14 protein-coding genes are annotated in these 18,258 nt (G+C 66.7%); 12 read left to right on the forward strand and 2 right to left on the reverse strand.

Translation table 11 applies throughout. From position 1 onward, the window contains the following. The first annotated feature begins 72 nt into the window (after positions 1-72). The 8 genes from JOF56_RS32555 (at position 73) to JOF56_RS32590 (ending at position 12,750) form a co-directional block, all read left to right on the forward strand. Positions 73-1,170 carry a sugar phosphate isomerase/epimerase family protein gene (locus tag JOF56_RS32555; RefSeq protein ID WP_209643275.1) on the forward strand — a complete coding sequence of 366 codons (1,098 nt, stop codon included), beginning with the start codon at positions 73-75 and terminating at the stop codon, positions 1,168-1,170. A gap of 15 nt (positions 1,171-1,185) precedes the next feature. After that, positions 1,186-4,488 carry a ThuA domain-containing protein gene (locus JOF56_RS32560; RefSeq protein ID WP_209643276.1) on the forward strand — a complete coding sequence of 1,101 codons (3,303 nt, stop codon included), beginning with the start codon at positions 1,186-1,188 and terminating at the stop codon, positions 4,486-4,488. A gap of 226 nt (positions 4,489-4,714) precedes the next feature. Then, positions 4,715-5,239 (forward strand): DUF4365 domain-containing protein, encoded by a 525-nt coding sequence (locus JOF56_RS32565; RefSeq protein WP_209643277.1) that lies wholly within the window; start codon positions 4,715-4,717, stop codon positions 5,237-5,239. Continuing rightward, positions 5,236-6,249: a hypothetical protein gene (locus JOF56_RS32570; protein WP_209643278.1), complete on the forward strand. Its 1,014-nt coding sequence runs from the start codon at positions 5,236-5,238 to the stop codon at positions 6,247-6,249. Before JOF56_RS32565 ends, JOF56_RS32570 begins: the two co-directional genes overlap by 4 nt. A 42-nt stretch (positions 6,250-6,291) precedes the next feature. Next, the gene (locus JOF56_RS32575) at positions 6,292-6,900 is read left to right on the forward strand and encodes a hypothetical protein (RefSeq protein ID WP_209643279.1); all 609 of its coding nucleotides are present in this window, start codon (positions 6,292-6,294) and stop codon (positions 6,898-6,900) included. Beyond that, the gene (locus tag JOF56_RS32580; protein WP_209643280.1) at positions 6,897-9,971 is read left to right on the forward strand and encodes an ATP-binding protein; all 3,075 of its coding nucleotides are present in this window, start codon (positions 6,897-6,899) and stop codon (positions 9,969-9,971) included. The genes JOF56_RS32575 and JOF56_RS32580 overlap by 4 nt, the downstream gene beginning before the upstream one ends. Positions 9,972-10,127: 156 nt before the next feature. Beyond that, positions 10,128-11,273 carry a metallophosphoesterase gene (locus tag JOF56_RS32585; protein ID WP_307855810.1) on the forward strand — a complete coding sequence of 382 codons (1,146 nt, stop codon included), beginning with the start codon at positions 10,128-10,130 and terminating at the stop codon, positions 11,271-11,273. A gap of 103 nt (positions 11,274-11,376) precedes the next feature. Then, complete coding sequence (locus JOF56_RS32590; protein ID WP_209643282.1) at positions 11,377-12,750, forward strand: glycosyltransferase family protein; 1,374 nt, start codon at positions 11,377-11,379, stop codon at positions 12,748-12,750. 26 nt (positions 12,751-12,776) lie between these two features. Here the strand turns inward: JOF56_RS32590 and JOF56_RS32595 are convergent, their stop codons facing one another. Together JOF56_RS32595 and JOF56_RS32600 are read right to left on the reverse strand one after the other, a co-directional pair. After that, a complete protein-coding gene (locus JOF56_RS32595; protein ID WP_209643283.1) occupies positions 12,777-14,102 on the reverse strand; it encodes an NtaA/DmoA family FMN-dependent monooxygenase in 1,326 nt (441 codons plus the stop codon). 11 nt (positions 14,103-14,113) lie between these two features. After that, on the reverse strand, positions 14,114-15,061 hold the full coding sequence (locus tag JOF56_RS32600) for an LLM class flavin-dependent oxidoreductase (protein ID WP_209643284.1): 948 nt from the start codon (positions 15,059-15,061) through the stop codon (positions 14,114-14,116). A gap of 142 nt (positions 15,062-15,203) precedes the next feature. Between JOF56_RS32600 and JOF56_RS32605 the strand changes: the two genes are divergently transcribed. The 4 genes from JOF56_RS32605 to JOF56_RS32615 are packed head-to-tail and all read left to right on the forward strand — an operon-like array spanning position 15,204 to position 18,258. Next, positions 15,204-16,427 (forward strand): sulfite oxidase, encoded by a 1,224-nt coding sequence (locus JOF56_RS32605; protein ID WP_245378485.1) that lies wholly within the window; start codon positions 15,204-15,206, stop codon positions 16,425-16,427. Positions 16,428-16,468: 41 nt separating this feature from the next. Next, a complete protein-coding gene (locus JOF56_RS32610) occupies positions 16,469-17,428 on the forward strand; it encodes a phosphotriesterase family protein (protein ID WP_209643286.1) in 960 nt (319 codons plus the stop codon). Positions 17,429-17,437: 9 nt separating this feature from the next. After that, positions 17,438-17,707, forward strand: coding sequence for a patatin-like phospholipase family protein (locus JOF56_RS58415; RefSeq protein ID WP_245378486.1), 270 nt, complete (start codon positions 17,438-17,440; stop codon positions 17,705-17,707). Beyond that, positions 17,683-18,258, forward strand: a complete 576-nt coding sequence (locus JOF56_RS32615) for a patatin-like phospholipase family protein (protein ID WP_245378487.1) — start codon at positions 17,683-17,685, stop codon at positions 18,256-18,258. Before JOF56_RS58415 ends, JOF56_RS32615 begins: the two co-directional genes overlap by 25 nt.

Below are 18,258 nucleotides of genomic sequence, written 5' to 3' on the forward strand. Positions count from 1 at the left end.
CCGCCATGGGCATCTCCGGCCCGCGGCCGCTTGCGCACGCCCCGGTTCAGTTCAGAAAGGCGCGATTTCCCTATGGACGACAACAAGAACAGACGGTTCACCCGTCGCGACGTGTTCACCGCGTCAGCGGGAGCCGCCGCGGTGATCGGTGCGGCAGGGCTGCCGGTCCTCGCCACCGCCACGCCCGCCTTCGCCACTGACCAGCGGCACGGCGGGGGATTACGGGCCGAACCGCTGATCCCGTCGCGTAACCGCGGCATCATCTTGTACAGCGTGCGTGACCGGATCGGTGCGGCGCCTGACAACACCGGTGTGCCGTACGGGTTCGAGCGGGTGCTGGCCCGGCTGGCCGAGATCGGCTACAAGGAGATCGAGTTCGCCGGCTACACCCAGAACACCGCGATCCTGGGCCGTCAGATCACGCCCAAGGAGATCCGCAAGATCCTGGACGACAACGGCCTGGTCGCCAACGGCACGCACGCCCAGATCAACCCGGCCACCTTCGACCAGCAAATGGATATAGCCCTGCAACTGGGCATGAAGAACATCGGCACCGGCAGCGACCCCACCAGCAGCGCCTACAAGTCCGACTGGGACGCCGCCGCCGACACGTGGAACGAGCTGGGCCGCCGCGCCCGATCGCGCGGCCTGCGCCTCTACACCCACAACCACGACATCGCCTACAGCTTCCTGCTGGACTCCGGACCGCTTGACGCCAACGGAAAGCCGACCCGGTCGTCGGGAGTACGCCGTCTGGAGTACTTCATCGACAAGACCGACCCGCGCCTGGTGTTCTTCGAGATGGACATCTTCTGGGCGTACGTGGCCAGGTTCAAGCATCAGACCTATGTCGACCGGTGGGGCCGTCAGCGCACCGACCTGTTCGACCCGATCCTCACAGTCACCCCGCGCAGCACCAGGTTTCCGCTGTTCCACGCCAAGGACGGCGACCGCAACCCGGCTGTGCCCAACGGCCACGACATGGTCCCGCTCGGCGACGGGGACATCAACTTCCAGCAGTTCTTCCAGACCATCGGCGAGCAGGACTTCCACCACGCCAACTGGGAGCAGGACACCGCGCCCGGCGGTAGCACCAATCCCGGGCAGTCACTGGCCTTCGCGGCGTCCAGCTACACCAACATGTCCGAGCTGACCATCTACCGCCGCTGACCGGGGAGACGCCCGATGAGAAGTTCGCTTCGGCGCCGGTTGCTGGCCGGCGCCGCGACGCTCGCCCTTGCCACGTCCCTCACATCCGTCACGGTCACCCCGGCGGTGGCCGCCGACGAACCCCTGACCGTCCAGGAGAACGGGCCCGCCGCACTGCGGTCGGATGCCCGCCGCCCCGCCAGTTTCCGGGTCCTGGTGTTCCACAAGACCGACGGTGTCCGCCGTCCGTCCATTACCGACGGTGTCCAGACCATCCGCCAGCTGGCGCAGAACAACGGTTTCCAGGTCACCGCGACCCAGGACGCCGGCGCGTTCACGCCTGAGAACCTCGCGAAGTTCCGTGCCGTGGTGTTCCTCAACACTGTCGGCAATGTGCTCAATCCCGCCCAGGAAAGCGCTTTCGAGGGCTACATCCGCGCGGGCGGTGGTTACGTCGGCGTGCACGCGGCCGCCGAGACCGAGCCGGACTGGCAGTTCTACCAGGACCTCGTGGGTACCAAGGTGACCGGCGTGAGTGGCGTGAGCACCGGCAACGTCCAGGTCGCCGACCGCGCCCACCCGTCGACCGAGACGGTGGCGAGGACGCTGACGCTCACCGAGGAGTGGTACAACTTCGCCAAGAACGTGCGCGGTTCCGAGCACGTGCTGGCGACTGTCGACGAGCGCTCCTTCAGCGGCGGGACAATGGGTTTCGATCACCCGATCTCGTGGTGCCAGGACCATGTCGGCGGTCGCTCGTGGTACACGGGCCTCGGTCATTCGATCGAGTCGTACCGCGCCAACAACTTCCGTAAACACCTGCTCGGCGGTATCACCTGGGCCGCCGGTGTGGTCGAGGGAGACTGTGGCGCGACCGTGCTCGGCAACTACGAGAAGGTCACGCTCAACGACGAGCCCGGCGAGCCGATGTCGCTCGCGGTGCTGCCTGACGGTCGCGTGCTGCACAATACGCGCGGCGGCGAGATCAGGATGTACGACCCGAAGACCGGAGCCAGCCCAGTGATCAACACCATCCCGGTCTACTCACACGACGAGGACGGTCTGCAGACGCTCGCGATCGACCCGGACTTCGCGACCAACAAATGGGTCTACGTCTACTACGCGCCACCGCTGAACACCCCGGTCGACAACCCGGCCACGCCAGGCGTCAACGAGGGCGACGCGCCGGCCACCAGCAACGACCCGAAAGCCTGGGACGCCTTCAAGGGCTACAACCAGCTCTCCCGGTTCAAGCTGGTCGACGGGCCGTCACCGCGTCTGGACATGGCCAGCGAGCAGCAGATCATCCGGGTGGACGTGGACCGGGGCATCTGCTGTCACGTGGCGGGCAAGGTGAAGTTCGACGGCAAGGGCCAGCTGTACCTGATCACCGGTGACGACACCAACGCCAGTGGCTCGGACGGCTTCACCCCGATCAACGACGCCCCGACCCAAGGGCCGGGTTACGACGCCCAGCGCTCCGCGGGCAACACCAACGACCTGCGCGGCAAGCTGTTGCGGATCAAGGTCCGTCCAAATGGGACGTACACCATCCCGGTGGGCAACCTGTTCAACGAGGCCGAGGACTTCGACAACAAGACCCGTCCGGAGATCTTCCTGATGGGCCTGCGCAACCCGTTCCGGTTCGATGTGGACAAGTCCGGAATGGTCTATGTGGGCGACTATTCACCGGACTCGCGGACCTCCAGCCCGACTCGCGGCCCGGAGGGCACCGGCCGCTGGTTCGCCACCAGGACCGCGGGCAACTACGGCTGGCCGTTCTGTGTGCAGCCCAGCCTGCCGTACGTCGATTTCGACTTCACGACAAGGACTCCGGGCCAGACATTCAACTGTGGCGCGCCGGTGAACCTCTCGCCGCGCAACACCGGACGGACCACGCTGCCGGCCGTGCAGCAGGCGCAGTTCTGGTACACCTACGAGGCCCGTACGCCGTGCCCCGGCTCGTACCTGCAGAACCCGCCGATCCCATGTGACTTCAAGTGGCCGGTGATCGGGACCGGGGGAGTGGGGCCGCATGGCGGGCCGATCTACTCCTATGACTCGGCGTCGACGTCCGCGACGAAGTTCCCGGAGTACTACCAGGATTCGGTCGTGTTCGGGGAGTTCACCCGCGACAAGCTGTTCATGATGCGCACCGACGGCAAGGGCAATCTCGTGGGTGTCGAACAGTTCCTGCCCGGGTTCGTCTTCGACAACCCGATGGAGATGGAGTTCGGGCCTGACGGCAATCTCTACGTGCTGGAGTACGGCGACGGCTTCTTCCGGCCGAACCCGGACGCCCAGCTCTCGGTGATCAGGTACGTCAAGGGGACCCGTTCCCCGGTCGCGGTGCTGAACGCGACACCGACGTCCGGTCAGGCGCCCTTGACCGTGCAGTTCTCCAGCGAGGGTTCCTACGATCCCGACCCGGGTGAGTCCATCTCCTACGCGTGGGACTTCACCAACGACGGGACCGTGGACTCGGCTGACCCGAACGCGTCGTTCACCTACAGCGCGAACGGCGTCTACACGGCGAAGCTCACCGTGACGGACTCCAGCGGCAAGACAGCCGTGCTGACACGCACAATCACAGTAGGCAACACAGCGCCTTCGGTGACCGTGACCGCACCGATCCCAGGCACGTTCTTCAATTGGGGCGACAGCATTCCCTTCACAGTGAACGTCACCGACCCCGAAGACGGCCCGATCGACTGCAACCGCGTCACAGTCACGTTCGTGCTCGGCCATGATGAGCACGGCCATGGCCAGGGTTCCACCACGGGCTGTACCGGCAGTCTGACCGCACCGGCAGACGGCGGTGACCATGCCGGTGGGTATCTCTACGGCGGAATCAGTGCGTCCTATACGGACTTGGGCGCCAACGGCCAGCCGGCCCTGACCACCATCAGCCAGTCGGTCGTCCAGACCCGCCGGCAACAGGCCGAGTACGCCCAGGCACGCCAGGGCGTCGATACAACGCTGACCAACGACACCGGCGGCGGCCTGCACCTGACCGCGATCGAACCCGGGGACTACGCGGCATTCGATCCCGTCAACCTGGGCGGAATCAACAACGTCACATTCCGCTATGCCGGTGGTTCGGCCGGAACCGTCGGTGCCCCAAGGGCCACAGTCGAGTTGCGGCTGGACTCACCGACCGGCCCGCTCGTCGCGACCGCCACCCTGGCCGCGACAGCCGGCAACACGACCTGGGCCAGCCAGAGCGTCCCGGTCGGCCAGCCGGCCGGCAAACACCGGCTGTACCTGGTATTCGGTTCCGTGCCCGGCGGCCCGGCCACCGGATTGATCAACCTCAACTGGGTCGAGTTCACCGGCTGAGCCGCTCGTGCGGAAAGCCCGCCCTTTCGGGGGCGGGCTTTTCACTGTCTCCGTCGAGCGGTTTGTGATCTTTTTTCGCCGGGTGATCGACAATTCCCGGGCGGTGAACAAATGTTCGATTCAATTCATGATCGCTCTTGGGAAACAATGGCCCCCGGTTGACCGATGAGTAAGCTGCTATGCCAGGTTATATGGCGTCATAAAGCAGTGACCGGAGGGCGTCGCAGTGCTCGACGTGCGCAACCATCAGGGCAAGTTCGGTGCTGACTACATCAGGGTCCTGTCCTCGGCCGCCGGGCTGATGTGGTCGGCGGACGATGTCGATCTGGACGGCGTCGACCTGTGCATCAAACTTCCCGGCCGCACGCCGCACGGATTCTCGCCGCGGATCGACGTGCAGGTGAAAACCGTCTCCAGGCTCGAGGTGCGCAAAGGCCTGGTGAACTTCGACGGCCTTGATCGCGTGCAGTTCAACAAACTGGCGGGCGTGCAATTCGTCGTCCCGCGTTATCTGTTCATTGTCCATGTTCCGCGTGAGGTGGCACATTACGCGGATCTGAGCACGTCAGGACTGTTGCTCCGGCACATCGGCTACTACGTGTCGCTGAGCGACCGCAGTCCACTGCCGTCCCCGGACCGCGATCACCGCATCCGGGTGAAGATCCCGGTGAGCAACGTTCTGACGGTGACGAGCCTGCGCTCGCTGGTGACCGGAAATGTCACGGTTCCCGCCGTCGTCGCGGCGTCATGACACAGACGCCAAAGGTCGAGGATGTCCTTGACTATCTGCGCGCGCACGGCTGGACGATGACCGGCAGCTGGCGGAACGCGACCGTGTGGAGCCTGCGCGAGTTCGATGTCCTCGTGCCGCCGACTGACGCCGTGGCCGACAGGCCAGGACGGCTGCGCGAGTTGGTGCAGTGCGTCGCCGAGTCCGAAGGACGGACTCCGCGCATGGTCAGGCGCGACATCGCGCTGCCTGCCGTCGACGTCGTCTCCTACCGCGCCCGGGACACCACGGAGTCGGTCACGCTGCCGACGGGCATGCGTTCCTTGCGCGCCGCTCGGGATCTGGTCGTGGCATGTGCCCGGGAAGTCGTGGTCGAGACGTCGCAGACCGTGGGAACGCTGCTGGAGCGGTCCTTCCTTTCGCTGAGCGAAGAGGTTTTCGGCGTCGACATCGCCTTGCCGTACGAAGAGTTGGGGCGCAGGACGGCCTTGCGTGTGCTGCGCAGCTCGACGACGGTGCTGAAGGCAGTGGGCTCGCCTGACGAAGACGCCTTCGAGCAGGTCTTCCGTGAAGGGGTCTCCAAGGATGTCTGCGTTGCTCTCGCGGACCTGGCCGGGCAGGACCGGCGGGGCTCGTTCGAACTGGGGTTCCGGTGGTCCAGACGGGCGCCGCTCAAGGACCAGGCAGTGGAATTCCCAGCCGGAGTGGGAAGACGCATCCGCGCGGCCGGCAAGCGCACCGAACCACCAGCCGAGGACGCCGTCGGTGTTGTCGAAGGGCCCGTGCACAGCCTGTCCGACGACGAGAACGGCGAAAGATGGCGCATCGGCGTCCGCGGCGTCCTTCAAATCGACGGCACAGCCTCCGGACGACGCCGCTTGGTTCCCGTGTGGCTGCGTAGTGCGCAGGACTACGACGCCGCTCTGGTGGCGCACCGAGAAGGAAACCCCGTCCGCGCCCAGGGGGCCATCACGAACACGCGCGGCGTCACCGCTGCGGACAACGGATTCACCGTCATCAGACAGACGTGATCGACCAGACGCGAGAAGCCCAGGCAAGGAGATAGGACGGCTATGCCCGACGAACAGTTGACCTTGACCGAACGCAGCGTCCTGCTTGTCCTGATGGCCGAGGCGCGCGAGATGACCAACGCGGACCTGCATGCGGTCGCCGGCCTCAAACTCGACGGGAAGTACCGCCAGCGCCTCAACGACCTCGATCTGGTCGACAGCGAGAAGGTCGGCCGGGCCTATGTCCACGCGCTCACTGATGCCGGAACGCTGTGGTGCGCCGAGGAACTGTCAAGTGAGCGCCCGGCCCGATCCGGTCCCGCAGGCGGTGCGTTGTACGTGATCCTGAAAGGTCTGCGCCGGCATCTCGAGGACACCGGCCACACGCTCTCCGAAGTCTTCAGGCTGGATGTGGGAAGCCAGGTGGAGGCGGCCTACGCGGAGATCACCGGCGGCAATGGCGAGTCGGTCCGGCTCGCCGTCCTGCGCGACCGGCTGAACGGCGTGCCGAAGGACGACGTCGACCGTGCGCTGGAACTGCTGGCGCGCCGCGAGGACGTGCATGTCCGGGCTGAGTCAGACCAGAAGACGCTGACCGAGCAGGACCACGAGGCCGCTGTCGTGCTGGGCGGCACACCGAGGCATCGGCTGCTGATCGAGGTACCGCGATGAACGAGGAGGAGCACCACGCGCTCGCGTCCATCCAGTTCAGCAGTGTCCTCAGCCAGGACGAGATCTGGAGCCCGCTGAGCAACCACGTCGACGGCCTGCACGCACAAGCCGTCGACGAGATCACTCGCGCTGTGCTCGCGGCCAAACGCCGTCCGCGCAGTACACCGACCGGCCTCGTCCTGCGTGGCGAGCGGGGTGTCGGCAAGACCCACATGCTGGGCTGGCTGCGGCAGCGGGTGCAGCAGGAGGGCGGCTCGTTCTTCATGCCCAAGCTGATCGACGGCCGGTCGTTCTGGGCGGGCGCGGTGCACGGGATCGTCAACCAGTTGCTGGCGGCTGACGGCGGGCAGCTGGGCCGGATGCTGGAGTCCCTGGCGGAGATGACCGGATGCGGCCGGGAACTGAGCCTGCGGCTGCGCGGCATGCTCCAGGTCAGCCGGCGTGACCTGGACGAGTTCGTGGAACGCCTGGAGGAACTCGATCCCCAGGCCGCGCTGGAGTGCCAGGACACCCTGCGCGCGTTGGTGCTGTACCAAGGCAAGGCGAAGCTGCGTGAGGTCGGGCGCAGCTTCCTCGTACTGGCCGAGGGAATCGAGGACACGGCCAAGGCCGAGTGGGGGTTCCGCGATCGCGCCCGGGTGCCGCAGCTGCTGTTCAGTGATCTGTCCCGGCTGTTCGCGCTGACCGGCCCGGTGGTGCTGGCGATCGACCAGATCGACACCGTGCTGTCGGAGTCCGGCCGGCCCGACGAGGACCTGCTGGCGGGCAGGCTGGCCGACGGCCTGATGCGGATGCGCGAGGAGACCATCCGCACGATCATCGTGGTGGCCTGCATCCCGAAGTCGTGGGAACTGGTCGCGACCCGCGCGGTGAACTCCGCGGCCGACCGGTTCACCGCGCTCGACCTGTCCACCTCGATGCCGGACGCCGCCATCGCCACCGCGATCGTCGAGCGCCATCTCGGCAGCCTGTACGGGGAGATCGGTTTCCGGCCGCCGTATCCGACATGGCCGGTGCTGCCCAAGGCGTTCGACGATCCCGAGGTCGCCGCGTACACGCCCCGGCGCCTGTTGCATCAGGTCGAGAACCACGTCCGCAAATGCCTGGCCCGCAACACCGTCGAGGAACTCGGCGCGTTCGGTGCGGTGACGCAGTCCCCTGCGCCGGTCGTGGCCGCCGCACCGGCCCCGGTCGACTTGGCCCCGCTGGACGAGCGGTTCGAGCGGCTGCGGGCAGAGGCGGACGTGATCACTCCGCTGGATCCGGCGTACGAGGACGGCCGGATGTTCACTCTGCTGAACGCCGGACTGCGGTGCTACATCCTCGAACAGGGCCCGGGCGGGCCGGAACTGACGATCGACCCGGCGACGATGGTCAAGCCCGCCCTGCACGCCAGGCTGCGCCGCACGTTCGACGAGGCGACCTCGGATGAGGAGCACTGGTGCTTCCGCGCCATCGCCCATCCCAATGCCAGGGCAGTACTGACCCGGCTGAGGTCTGCCTGTCTGGAAGCGGAAGTACGCAAGGGTGCGCACAAGCGGCACCTCGTGGTGTTGCGTAACACGGCTTTCTCGGCCGGGCCGAAGACCAAGGAGGCGGTCGCGGACCTCGAGGCCGCCGACGGCCTCGCGCTGCCGGTGTCAGCCGACGATCTGCGTACTTTCTCGGCGCTGCACGAGATGCACCGGGACGCGCCGCCGGAGTTTCTCAACTGGCTGGCGGTCCGCCGTCCAGCCGGGGCGTCCGGACTGCTCAGTCAGGTGCTGGGCACTCTGGCGTCCGAAGTGGACATCGCGCAACCGGTGGTCGAACAACCGCAGCAGCCGGCCCCAGTCGTCCAGGACTCATCGATCTGCGTGGGGCGGTACACCGAGACGGGCCGGGAATTCCGGGTCCCGTTGATGCAGTTGCGCAGCCACACCGCTGTGTTCGCCGGTAGCGGGTCGGGCAAGACGGTGCTGCTGCGCCGCTTGGTGGAGGACGCGGCGATCCATGGCGTGTCGTCGATCCTGATCGACAGCAACAACGACCTGGCGCGGCTGGGCGACCGATGGCCGTCCCCACCGGGAACCTGGGAACCCGGTGACGCGGACCGCGCCGAACGGTACTTCGCCGGTACCGACGTGGTGATCTGGACGCCCCGCCGGGAAACCGGCCGTCCGCTCGCGCTCAACCCGTTGCCGGACTTCAGCGGGGTGATGGACGATCCCGACGAGTTCCGGACGTCAGTCGACGCGTCGGTGGCGGGCCTGGTGCGCCGAGCGGGCCTGACCGCACGGAAACTCGGCACCGGCACAGCGGTTCTGACCGAGGCACTGAGCTACTTCGCCCGGCAGGGCGGCAGCGACCTTGGCGACTTCGTGGCGCTGCTCGGCGACCTGCCGGACGGCGTGAGCACCATCAAGGACGCTGTCCGCCTGGCGGAGGGCATGGCCGAGGAACTCAAAGCTGCCATGATCACCGACCCGGTGTTCGGTGGCGCGGGCGAACGCCTCGACCCCGGTGTCCTGCTCGAACCCGCGGCGGGCAAGCGCGCCCGTATCTCGGTGATCAGCTGTATCGGGCTGCCCAACGACGACCAGCGTCAGACCTTCGTCAGCCAGTTGCAGCTGGCGCTGTTCGCCTGGATCAAACGCAATCCGGCGGGTGATCGGCCACTGGGCGGCCTGCTGGTGCTCGACGAGGCTCAGACCTTCGCGCCGTCGCGGGGCACCACGGCGTCGACAGAGAGCACTCTCAAACTCGCTACCCAGGCGCGCAAGTACGGCTTGGGCATGGTCTACGCGACGCAGGCGCCCAAGGCGCTGCACAACATGGTCACCGGCAACGCCGCGACCCAGTTCATCGGGAGGCTCATGGCATCCGTCCAGATCCAGGCCGCCACGGAGTTGGCGCGTTCCAAAGGCGGACGGATCGACGACATCTCCCGCCTGCCCGGCGGCCGGTTCTACGGGGCGACCGAAGGGATGAGCATGGGCAAGATCCAGGTGCCGATGTGCCTGAGCCACCATCCGCCGAGCGCCCTCACCGAGGACGAGGTCCTGCACCGGGCCCGCCGTCCGGCCGGATAGCTGTTCGACAGGTTCACATGATCTTCGCTGTGGTGCCATGAAATGGCGGCTGACCTGGGCAGATGGCGAGGCGGGCAGGGATGGGCAAGGGGTGGGCGGCTGGTAGTTTGGCCGGGTAGGGGTCGTTTGCCCGAGAGGTCTCATTCCTTGTTCTTCGTGTTGCTGGGTGTGGTTGCTGGGCTTGCGCACTTCTATATGTGGCGCAGGCTTGTGCGGGATACGACGGTCGCGGGCGGGCGTGGGCGCCGGTGGGGAACTGTGGCCCTGGTGTCCGCGTACGTCGTGATGTTGGGGGCGTTGGGGTTCGGCGGGGAGGTGGCGCTGGTCGCGTGGCCTGGGTATCTGTGGCTCGCGATGATGTTCTACCTGACGATCCTGCTGGGGATCTTTGAGATTCCCCGGGTGGTGCTGCTTCGGCGGCGGGTCAAGGCTCCGGTTCTGGTGGGGGCCGAGCAGCAGGCGGAGCCGGAGGGGACGAGCCGCCGGGTGTTCATTTCGCGGTCGTTCGCCTTGGCGAGTGGGCTGACGGCCGGTGGGCTTGTCGGTTACGGCGCGACACAGGCGTTGGGGGATCCGGAAATCACGTCGGTTCCGGTTACGCTCAGCAAGCTTGATCCATCGCTGTCCGGGTTCCGGATCGCCGTGGTCAGCGATATTCATCTTGGGCCGTTGCGGGGGCGTTCGCACACCGAGCGCATTGTCCGGATGATCAACGAGCAGCAGCCGGACCTGGTCGCCATCGTGGGTGACCTGGTCGACGGGACGGTCGACAAGCTCGGGGAGGCCGCTGCCCCGCTGAAGGACCTCGTGAGCAGGCACGGCAGCTTCTTCGTGACCGGCAACCACGAGTACTACTCCGGCTTCGAACCGTGGCTGCTGGAACTGGAACGCCTTGGGGTGAACCCGCTTCGCAACGAGCGGGTCGCGATCCAACGCGGTGGCGCGGCATTCGACCTCGCAGGGGTGAACGACGTCGCCGGCCGTAACTTCAACGACGCCCCGGACTTCGCACGGACCCTCGACGGACGCGACACCACGCGGCCGGTCGTGCTGATGGCCCACCAGCCCGTGCAGGTGGAGGATGCCGCCAAACATGGCGTCGACCTGCAGTTGTCCGGCCACACGCACGGCGGTCAGATGTTCCCCTTCCACGCGATCGTGCCGGTGCAGCAGCCGGTCGTCGCCGGGCTGGAGAAGATCGACGGCACCTGGGTCTACGTCACGCGTGGCGCGGGCTTCTGGGGACCGCCGGTCAGAGTGGGCGCACCGCCGGAGATCTCGATGATCCAGCTGTCCGGATAAGACATGTGCCGTGCGGGGTGTCCGACCGGACTCGCTGGGGTACCCCTGGGGATCTACGATGGCGTCGCCCGCGCCTGACCCCTGAGAAGAAGGTGGCTTCGACGTGCAGGTTGTTCTCGCGACAGACGGTTTCGCCGGTATCGGAGGCAGCGAGACCTACCTGCTGACGGTCGCCGACGAGCTGTTGCGGCTGGGCCACGCGGTGACCATTCACGCCACCCGACTTGGCGAGATGAGCGAGCTGGCGCGGACCCGGGGCATCGATATCGCGCCGGAGGTGGACGACCTGCCGTCGCACTGCGACGTGGTCCTGTCGCAGGACGGTGGTATGGCGTACACGCTGGCGGAACTCTGGCCCAAAGCGCCGCATGTCTATGTCGCACACAGCGACATCTTCGATTTCCAGATGCCGCCACTGGTCCCGGGCACGGTCGGTGCCGTGGTCGTCATGAGCGACCGGATGGCGCAACGTGTCCGGGCCATGGACATTCCGTATGAGATGGTGCGTCTGCGCCAGCCCATCGACGCAGACCGCCTGATTCCGCGAGGCGCACCGAATGCCCGCCCCAAGAAAGCCTTGCTTCTGGGCAACTACCTTCGTGATGAGGCCCGCCGGGTCATCACCGAGACTTGGTCCGCGGCCGGGGTCGAGGTTGTGCAGGTCGGCCAGCCCACGACAACGACCATGCAGCCCGAAGACGAGATCGCCGCCGCCGACATCGTGGTCGGGAAAGGCAGAGCACTGCTCGACGCGATGGCCTGCGGCCGTCCTGCCTATCTTTTTGACGCCTTCGGCACGGACGGCTGGGTCACGCCGGAGACCTACCCGGCGATGGAAGCCGACGCGTTCGCCGGTCAGGCACTGGACAACATCGGCAGCGCCGCACAGCTCAGGCAGGATCTGGAGAAGTACGACCCGTTGATGGGCCAGGTCAACCGGGAGCTGATCCTCAACAACCACCAGGCACGCGAGCATGTCGAAGACCTGGTCGCGCTTTTCCAGCGCCTCGTTCCCTGCGCTGCCCCGGCGAGTACGCCCAACCGGGAACTGGCCAGGCTGATCCGTCGCCGCTGGCAGGCGGAGCTGGAACTTTTCGTGCTGCGCAATCAGTTCGGTTCAGTGCAGGCGGAACACGAACGCGAGCTGGCCGCCCGCGTCGACGAGATCAAACAGTCCTACGAAGCCGAATTCGCCGCTGCGCAAGCAAGATACGAACAGGCGCAGCAGCGATACGAAGAGGCATTGACCTCCGCGCGGGAAGACTATGAGCGCGGTTTGGCCGTGACAGGCGAACAACACGAGAGAGACCTTGCGGCTGCGGCACATGAACACGAGCAGGCGCTGATCGCCCTACGGGACAATCACAAACAGCAGCTCGCGCAAGCCGATGAGCGGATCCAGGAATTAACGGCCCAGCGGGGTGTCCGGCTGGGTCTTGTCCTGGGACGTATGGGCGACAAATTCCGCAGGCGTTAGATCAGGAAACCCTTGGATCATGGTTCTCAGGTCAGGCCGAGGTGCTCCCGCAGTGTCGAACCGGCGTACTCGGTGCGGAAAACCCCGCGTTCCTGCAGCAACGGGACGACGGTGTCGGCGAATTCGTCGAGACCACCTGGGGTCACGTGCGGCACGAGGATGAAGCCGTCGCCGGCGTCGGCCTGGACCAGGTCGTTGATCGAACCGGCGACCGTGGCCGGTGAGCCGATGAACGTCTGCCGGGCGGTGACCTCGATGATCACCTCCCGGATCGAGAGGTTCTTGGCCTCGGCCAGTTCACGCCATTCCCGGGCGGTGGCCAGGGGATCGCGGTACATTCGCACGCTGGCCCGTCCCTTGGCCACGGTGTTCTCGCCGACAAGCGGATCGATCCGCGGCAGCGGGCCGTCCGGGTCGTACTCGCTGAGGTCGCGGTTCCACAGCTGCTCCAGGAACTTGATCGCGGTCTGGCCGCCGACCTGCTGACGTCGGATCACCATCGCGCGTTCCCGGGCGTCGGCATCGGTGTCGCCGAGGACAAAAGTGGCCGCCGGCAGGATCTTGAGCTGCTCGTGGGTCCTGCCGTAGCGGGCCAGCCTGCGTTTGACGTCGGTGTAGAACGCCTGCCCGGCTTCGAGCGTGCCGTACCGGGAGAAGATCGCATCGGCGGTCGCCGCGGCGAACTCCCTGCCCTCGTCGGAATCCCCGGCCTGCAGGATGACCGGCCGGCCCTGTGGGCTGCGTGGCACCGTGAACCGGCCGCTGATGTCGAAATGCTTGTCGTGGTGCTCGAACGCACCGGCATCAGGCCTGCTCAGGAAGGTGCCGGACGCCTTGTCGGCCACGATTTCGTCGCCATGCCAGGAATCGAACAATTCCCACGCCGTGCGCATGAACGTCTCAGCGCGGTCGTACCGCTGGTCCTGCGGCAGGAATCCGCCGCGCCGGAAGTTCTCCCCGGTGAACGCGTCCCACGACGTGACCACGTTCCAGCCCGCGCGGCCGTCGGACAGGTGATCCAGTGAGGCGAACTGGCGCGCGACTTCGTACGGCTCGTTGAAGGTGGAGTTGATCGTTCCGGTCAGGCCGATCCGCCGGGTGACCGCGGCCAGCGCCGCGAGCACGGTGAACGTGTCGGGCCGGCCGACCACGTCGAGGTCGTAGATCCGGCCGTTCTGCTCGCGCAGCCGCAGCCCTTCAGCCAGGAAGAAGAAGTCGAACTTGGCCCGTTCGGCGGTCTGCGCCAGATGCACGAACGAGCTGAACTCGATGTGGCTGCCCGCCTGCGGATCGCTCCACACCGTCGTGTTGTTCACGCCGGGGAAATGCGCGGCGAGGTGGATCTGCTTCATCTCGCTCCTTCTCAAGCGGCGTAACGGTTCGCGGGCTTCGGCAGGCCGAACAGGCCACGCAGCGTCGTGGCCTGGTACTCCCGGCGGAACACACCGCGTTCCTGCAGTTCGGGCACGACCCGCGACACGATCAGATCCAGGTCGTGGGGCAGCCGGCCAGGATGCAGCCGGACACCGGCGAATCCCTTGCCGGACAACGTGATCACCTGATCAGCCAACGCCTTGGCGTCGGAGTCCAGCAGGACTCGTACGTCGGCGAAGGTGCGCTCGTGCTCGATGGGCGCGTCCGGCTCGGTGAACACGATGTCTGTGTCGTTTGCGTACGGACCGGCGACCAGTGGCTGGCCCTGCGGCGGGCGTGGCGTGATCGACGGGCCTTTGACCGCGAACCACTGCCCCTCGAAATCGATGTAGTGCAGCTTCTCCCGGTCGACGAACCGGCCGGTCGCGACGTCCCGGATCTCGGCGTCGTCCTGCCAGCTGTCCCACAGCCTGCGCAGCACCTCGATGTAGTCCTTGGCCTCTTGCAGCAGGCCAGGGCTCGGGAACGCGCGCCTGCCGAAGTGCCGGTAATCGCGTTCGTCCGTCGAGACCTCGACGTTCACGCCCGCGCGCCCGTTGCTGACGTAGTCCAGCGTCGCGATCGCCTTCGACAGGTGGAAAGGCTCGGTATGGGTGGCCACAGCCGTGGGGAGGAGGCCGATATGGGACGTCAGCGGGGCGACCCGGGACGCGATCAGCACAGCGTCGAGACGCCCGCGTACCTGATCCGTGCCGTCCGGGCCGGGGCCCAGCGAGTCCTCGATCGTGACGAAGTCCAGCTTGCCTGATTCGGCCGTCCGGATCAGATCCGTCCAGTACTGGGCGGTCAGCAGCTCGCGCGGGCGGGCGTCCGGCTCACGCCACGCGGCCGGATGCCACCCGGCGCCGTCGAGGGCAACAGCGAGATGCAGCGTCATAACGCCATGGTGCGCCTGGTCAAGGCGCGTGGGCAGGGCGTGTCATCTGCTGGGATTGTGCCCGTCTCCGGGGAATATTCGTGGGCTGTCCGCATTGTGGACACGCTGGCCCAGCCTCTGAGGCATCCTGACAATGTCGCGCATGCTGACCGACGAGTCGACGTATGATCAAACACGCGCCCGCCAGTGGCAGGCGGGCGAGGCGCGCGGGCTGTCCCGCCGCACTGTGATGCGGTTGTCCGTGCTCGGAGGTCTGTCGATGGCCGTGGCACCAGTCGGTACCGCGCACGCGGCGAGCCCGATCGTGAAGCCGTTGCCGCCTGAGCTGTTCGAGGTCTACGGCACGAACGCCGAGACCAAGTGGGAAGCCTTGAGCGGTCAGGGATATCTCACGCCGATCGACCGGTTCTTCGTCCGCAACCACACTTCCACGCCGGACATCGACGTGAACACGTGGAGCCTGAAGCTGTTCGGCACCGGACTGCGCCGGCCGGCCGAGTTCGGCTACCACGATCTGCGCGCGTTGCCGTCGGAGTCGGTCACGGCCTTCATCGAGTGCGCGGGCAACGGCCGGAGTTTCTACACCAGCCAGCAGGGCCAGCAGGTGTCCGGCACGCCGTGGAAACTCGGCGCTGTCGGCGTCGCGCGCTGGCGCGGAGTCCGGCTGTCCACGATCCTGGCCAGGGCCGGTCTGAGCAAGCGGGCGGTGGATGTGCTGCCGTCCGGCCTGGACGCCGACTATGTGACCGGGGGAGTGAACCTCGGCAAGGTCAGGCGCCCGCTGCCGGTGGCCAAGGCGCTGGAGGACGTGTTGCTGGCCTACGAGATGAACGGCCGGCCCCTGCCGCCGGATCACGGTTTCCCGGTCCGGCTGGTGGTTCCGTCCTGGGTCGGGATCGCGTCGATCAAGTGGCTCGGATCGATCGAGGTCTCCGAGACACCGCTGGTCTCGCCGTGGAACACCCAGTACTACCGGCTGGTCGGCCCGGCCTATCCGGCCGAGGGCACACTCGTGACGCGTCAGGTCGTGAAGAGCGCGTTCGAACTGCCGCGAGATGCCGTATTGGCTGCCGGGCAGCGGCATGTGCTGCGAGGCCGTTCGTGGTCGGGCAACGGCCGGATCTGCAAGGTGGACGTCAGCGTCGACGGTGGGGTCACGTGGCATCCGGCCAAGCCGGTCGGCCAGGCATCTGAGCACGGCTGGTTGCAGTGGGAATTCCCGTGGCGCCCCAAGGCTCCCGGCGCGTACACGCTGCATGCGCGAGCGACGGACGTGACCGGCGCCCAGCAGCCGGTCGTGTCCGACTACAACACTCAGGGGTATTTGTTCGGCGCGATCGTGTCGCATCCCGTTACCGTGGGCTGACAGCCTCGCCACAGACGGGGCCCTTGGCCGAGGGAGTCGCGATGTTGCAGGTGGAAACCGTTCGTGGCCCGATTCCGTTGGCACAGCTGGGAACCGTGCTCATGCATGAACACGTGTTCGTTCTCAGTGAGGACTTGCGGCGCAACTGTCCACAGCTGTGGCAGGAGGAGGACCAGATCGCCAACGCGGTCGGCCGGCTGCGTGAACTGAAGGCCGTCGGGGTGGACACGATCGTCGATCCGACGGTGCTCGGGCTCGGCCGTGACATCGAACTGGTCGTGCGGGTCAACGCCGAGGTGGACATCAACATCGTCGCGGCCACCGGCCTCTACACGTACCACGATCTGCCGTTCTTCCTGCACTACCAGGGGCCCGGGACGCTGCTCGGCGGCGAGGACATGCTGGTCGGCCTGTTCGTCAAGGACATCACCGAAGGCATCGCGGGCACGGGCATCAAGGCCGCGTTCCTCAAATGCGCGATCGAGGACACCCTCAGCCCGGGTGTCGAACGAGTGATGGTGGCTGTCGCCGAGGCCCATAAACGCACCGGCGCGCCGATCACCGTCCACACCAACCCGACGTACCGCACCGGACTGGTGGCGCAGGAGATCTTCAAACGTGAAGGCGTCGACCTGGGCAACGTGGTGATCGGCCACAGCGGCGACACCACCGACCTGGCGTACCTGCATGAACTGATCGACAACGGGTCGTATGTCGGGATGGACCGGTTCGGACTGGACGCGATGCTGCCGAGCGACGCCCGGATAGCGACGGTCGCCGCGCTCGCCGAACAGGGGTTCAGCGAGCGGATGGTGCTCGCGCACGACGCGTCGTGCCACGTCGACTGGTTCCCGCCTGGTATCCGCGAGGTGGCGGCACCGAACTGGCATTACACGTTCATTCACACGACCGTGATCCCCGCGTTGACGCAAGCCGGTGTCACGGACGAACAGCTGACGACCATGCTTGTCGACAACCCCCGGCGGTACTTCAGTCGCTAGAGTCGGGGTGTGACGAATGGACAGGCGTTGGTGCTGGGCGGCGGTGGGGTCGCCGGGATCGCGTGGATGACAGGGTTGCTCGCAGGTCTGGCCGAATCGGGCAAGGACGTGACCGGCGCGGATCTGATCGTCGGCACCTCCGCGGGTTCGGCTGTCGCCGCCCAGCTTGGCAGCGGCCTGAGCCTGGACGAGCTGTACGCAGGCAGGTCGAGCCGGCGTTGCAGTCCACCGAGATCGCCGCCGACAATTTCGACATGGAGTCGTACGGCGCGGCCCTGATGACGATCTTCGAAGGCGTGCGGACAGTGGAGGAGACCCGTCGCCGGATCGGGAAGTTCGCCCTGGCAGCGGACACAGTCCCGGAGGCAGATCGCCGGGCTGCTATCGCTTCCCGGCTGCCGTCGCCCGACTGGCCGTCGCGCCGTCTTGTGATCATCGCGGTGGACGCGGAAACCGGTGAGCCACGGGCATTCGACAACGATTCCGGAGTGGACCTGGTCGACGCGGTGGCCGCAAGCTGTGCGGTACCAGGCGTTTGGCCACCAGTCACCATCGATGGTAGGCGTTACGTCGACGGTGGAGTCCGTTCAGTGGACAATGTGGACTATGCGGCTGGCGCGAAACGGCTCGTGGTGCTGCTGCCTATGGGTGAGCAGTCCCCGTGGCCGATGGCTCAGCCGTTCGACGAGGTCGTCGCCGGGCTTGGCGCTGAGAGCGTCACGGTTATCAGCCCTGACGAGGCTTCGGTTGCTGCCATCGGTACCAACCCTCTGGACCCCGCGACTCGCCTTCCGGCCGCTCGCGCCGGCCGGGAGCAGGGCTTGCGCTAG

The sequence above is a fragment of the Kibdelosporangium banguiense genome (assembly GCF_017876405.1).
GTDB classification, from domain to species: domain Bacteria; phylum Actinomycetota; class Actinomycetes; order Mycobacteriales; family Pseudonocardiaceae; genus Kibdelosporangium; species Kibdelosporangium banguiense.

Excerpts from the sequence above, each read along its gene's own strand:
- JOF56_RS32555 (WP_209643275.1), top strand. The coding sequence starts at position 73 with ATGGACGACAACAAGAACAGACGGTTCACCCGTCGCGACGTGTTCACC.
- JOF56_RS32560 (WP_209643276.1), top strand. The coding sequence starts at position 1,186 with ATGAGAAGTTCGCTTCGGCGCCGGTTGCTGGCCGGCGCCGCGACGCTC.
- JOF56_RS32570 (WP_209643278.1), top strand. The coding sequence starts at position 5,236 with ATGACACAGACGCCAAAGGTCGAGGATGTCCTTGACTATCTGCGCGCG.
- JOF56_RS32575 (WP_209643279.1), top strand. The coding sequence starts at position 6,292 with ATGCCCGACGAACAGTTGACCTTGACCGAACGCAGCGTCCTGCTTGTC.
- JOF56_RS32580 (WP_209643280.1), top strand. The coding sequence starts at position 6,897 with ATGAACGAGGAGGAGCACCACGCGCTCGCGTCCATCCAGTTCAGCAGT.
- JOF56_RS32595 (WP_209643283.1), bottom strand. The coding sequence starts at position 14,102 with ATGAAGCAGATCCACCTCGCCGCGCATTTCCCCGGCGTGAACAACACG.
- JOF56_RS32600 (WP_209643284.1), bottom strand. The coding sequence starts at position 15,061 with ATGACGCTGCATCTCGCTGTTGCCCTCGACGGCGCCGGGTGGCATCCG.
- JOF56_RS32605 (WP_245378485.1), top strand. The coding sequence starts at position 15,204 with ATGCTGACCGACGAGTCGACGTATGATCAAACACGCGCCCGCCAGTGG.
- JOF56_RS32610 (WP_209643286.1), top strand. The coding sequence starts at position 16,469 with ATGTTGCAGGTGGAAACCGTTCGTGGCCCGATTCCGTTGGCACAGCTG.
- JOF56_RS32615 (WP_245378487.1), top strand. The coding sequence starts at position 17,683 with ATGGAGTCGTACGGCGCGGCCCTGATGACGATCTTCGAAGGCGTGCGG.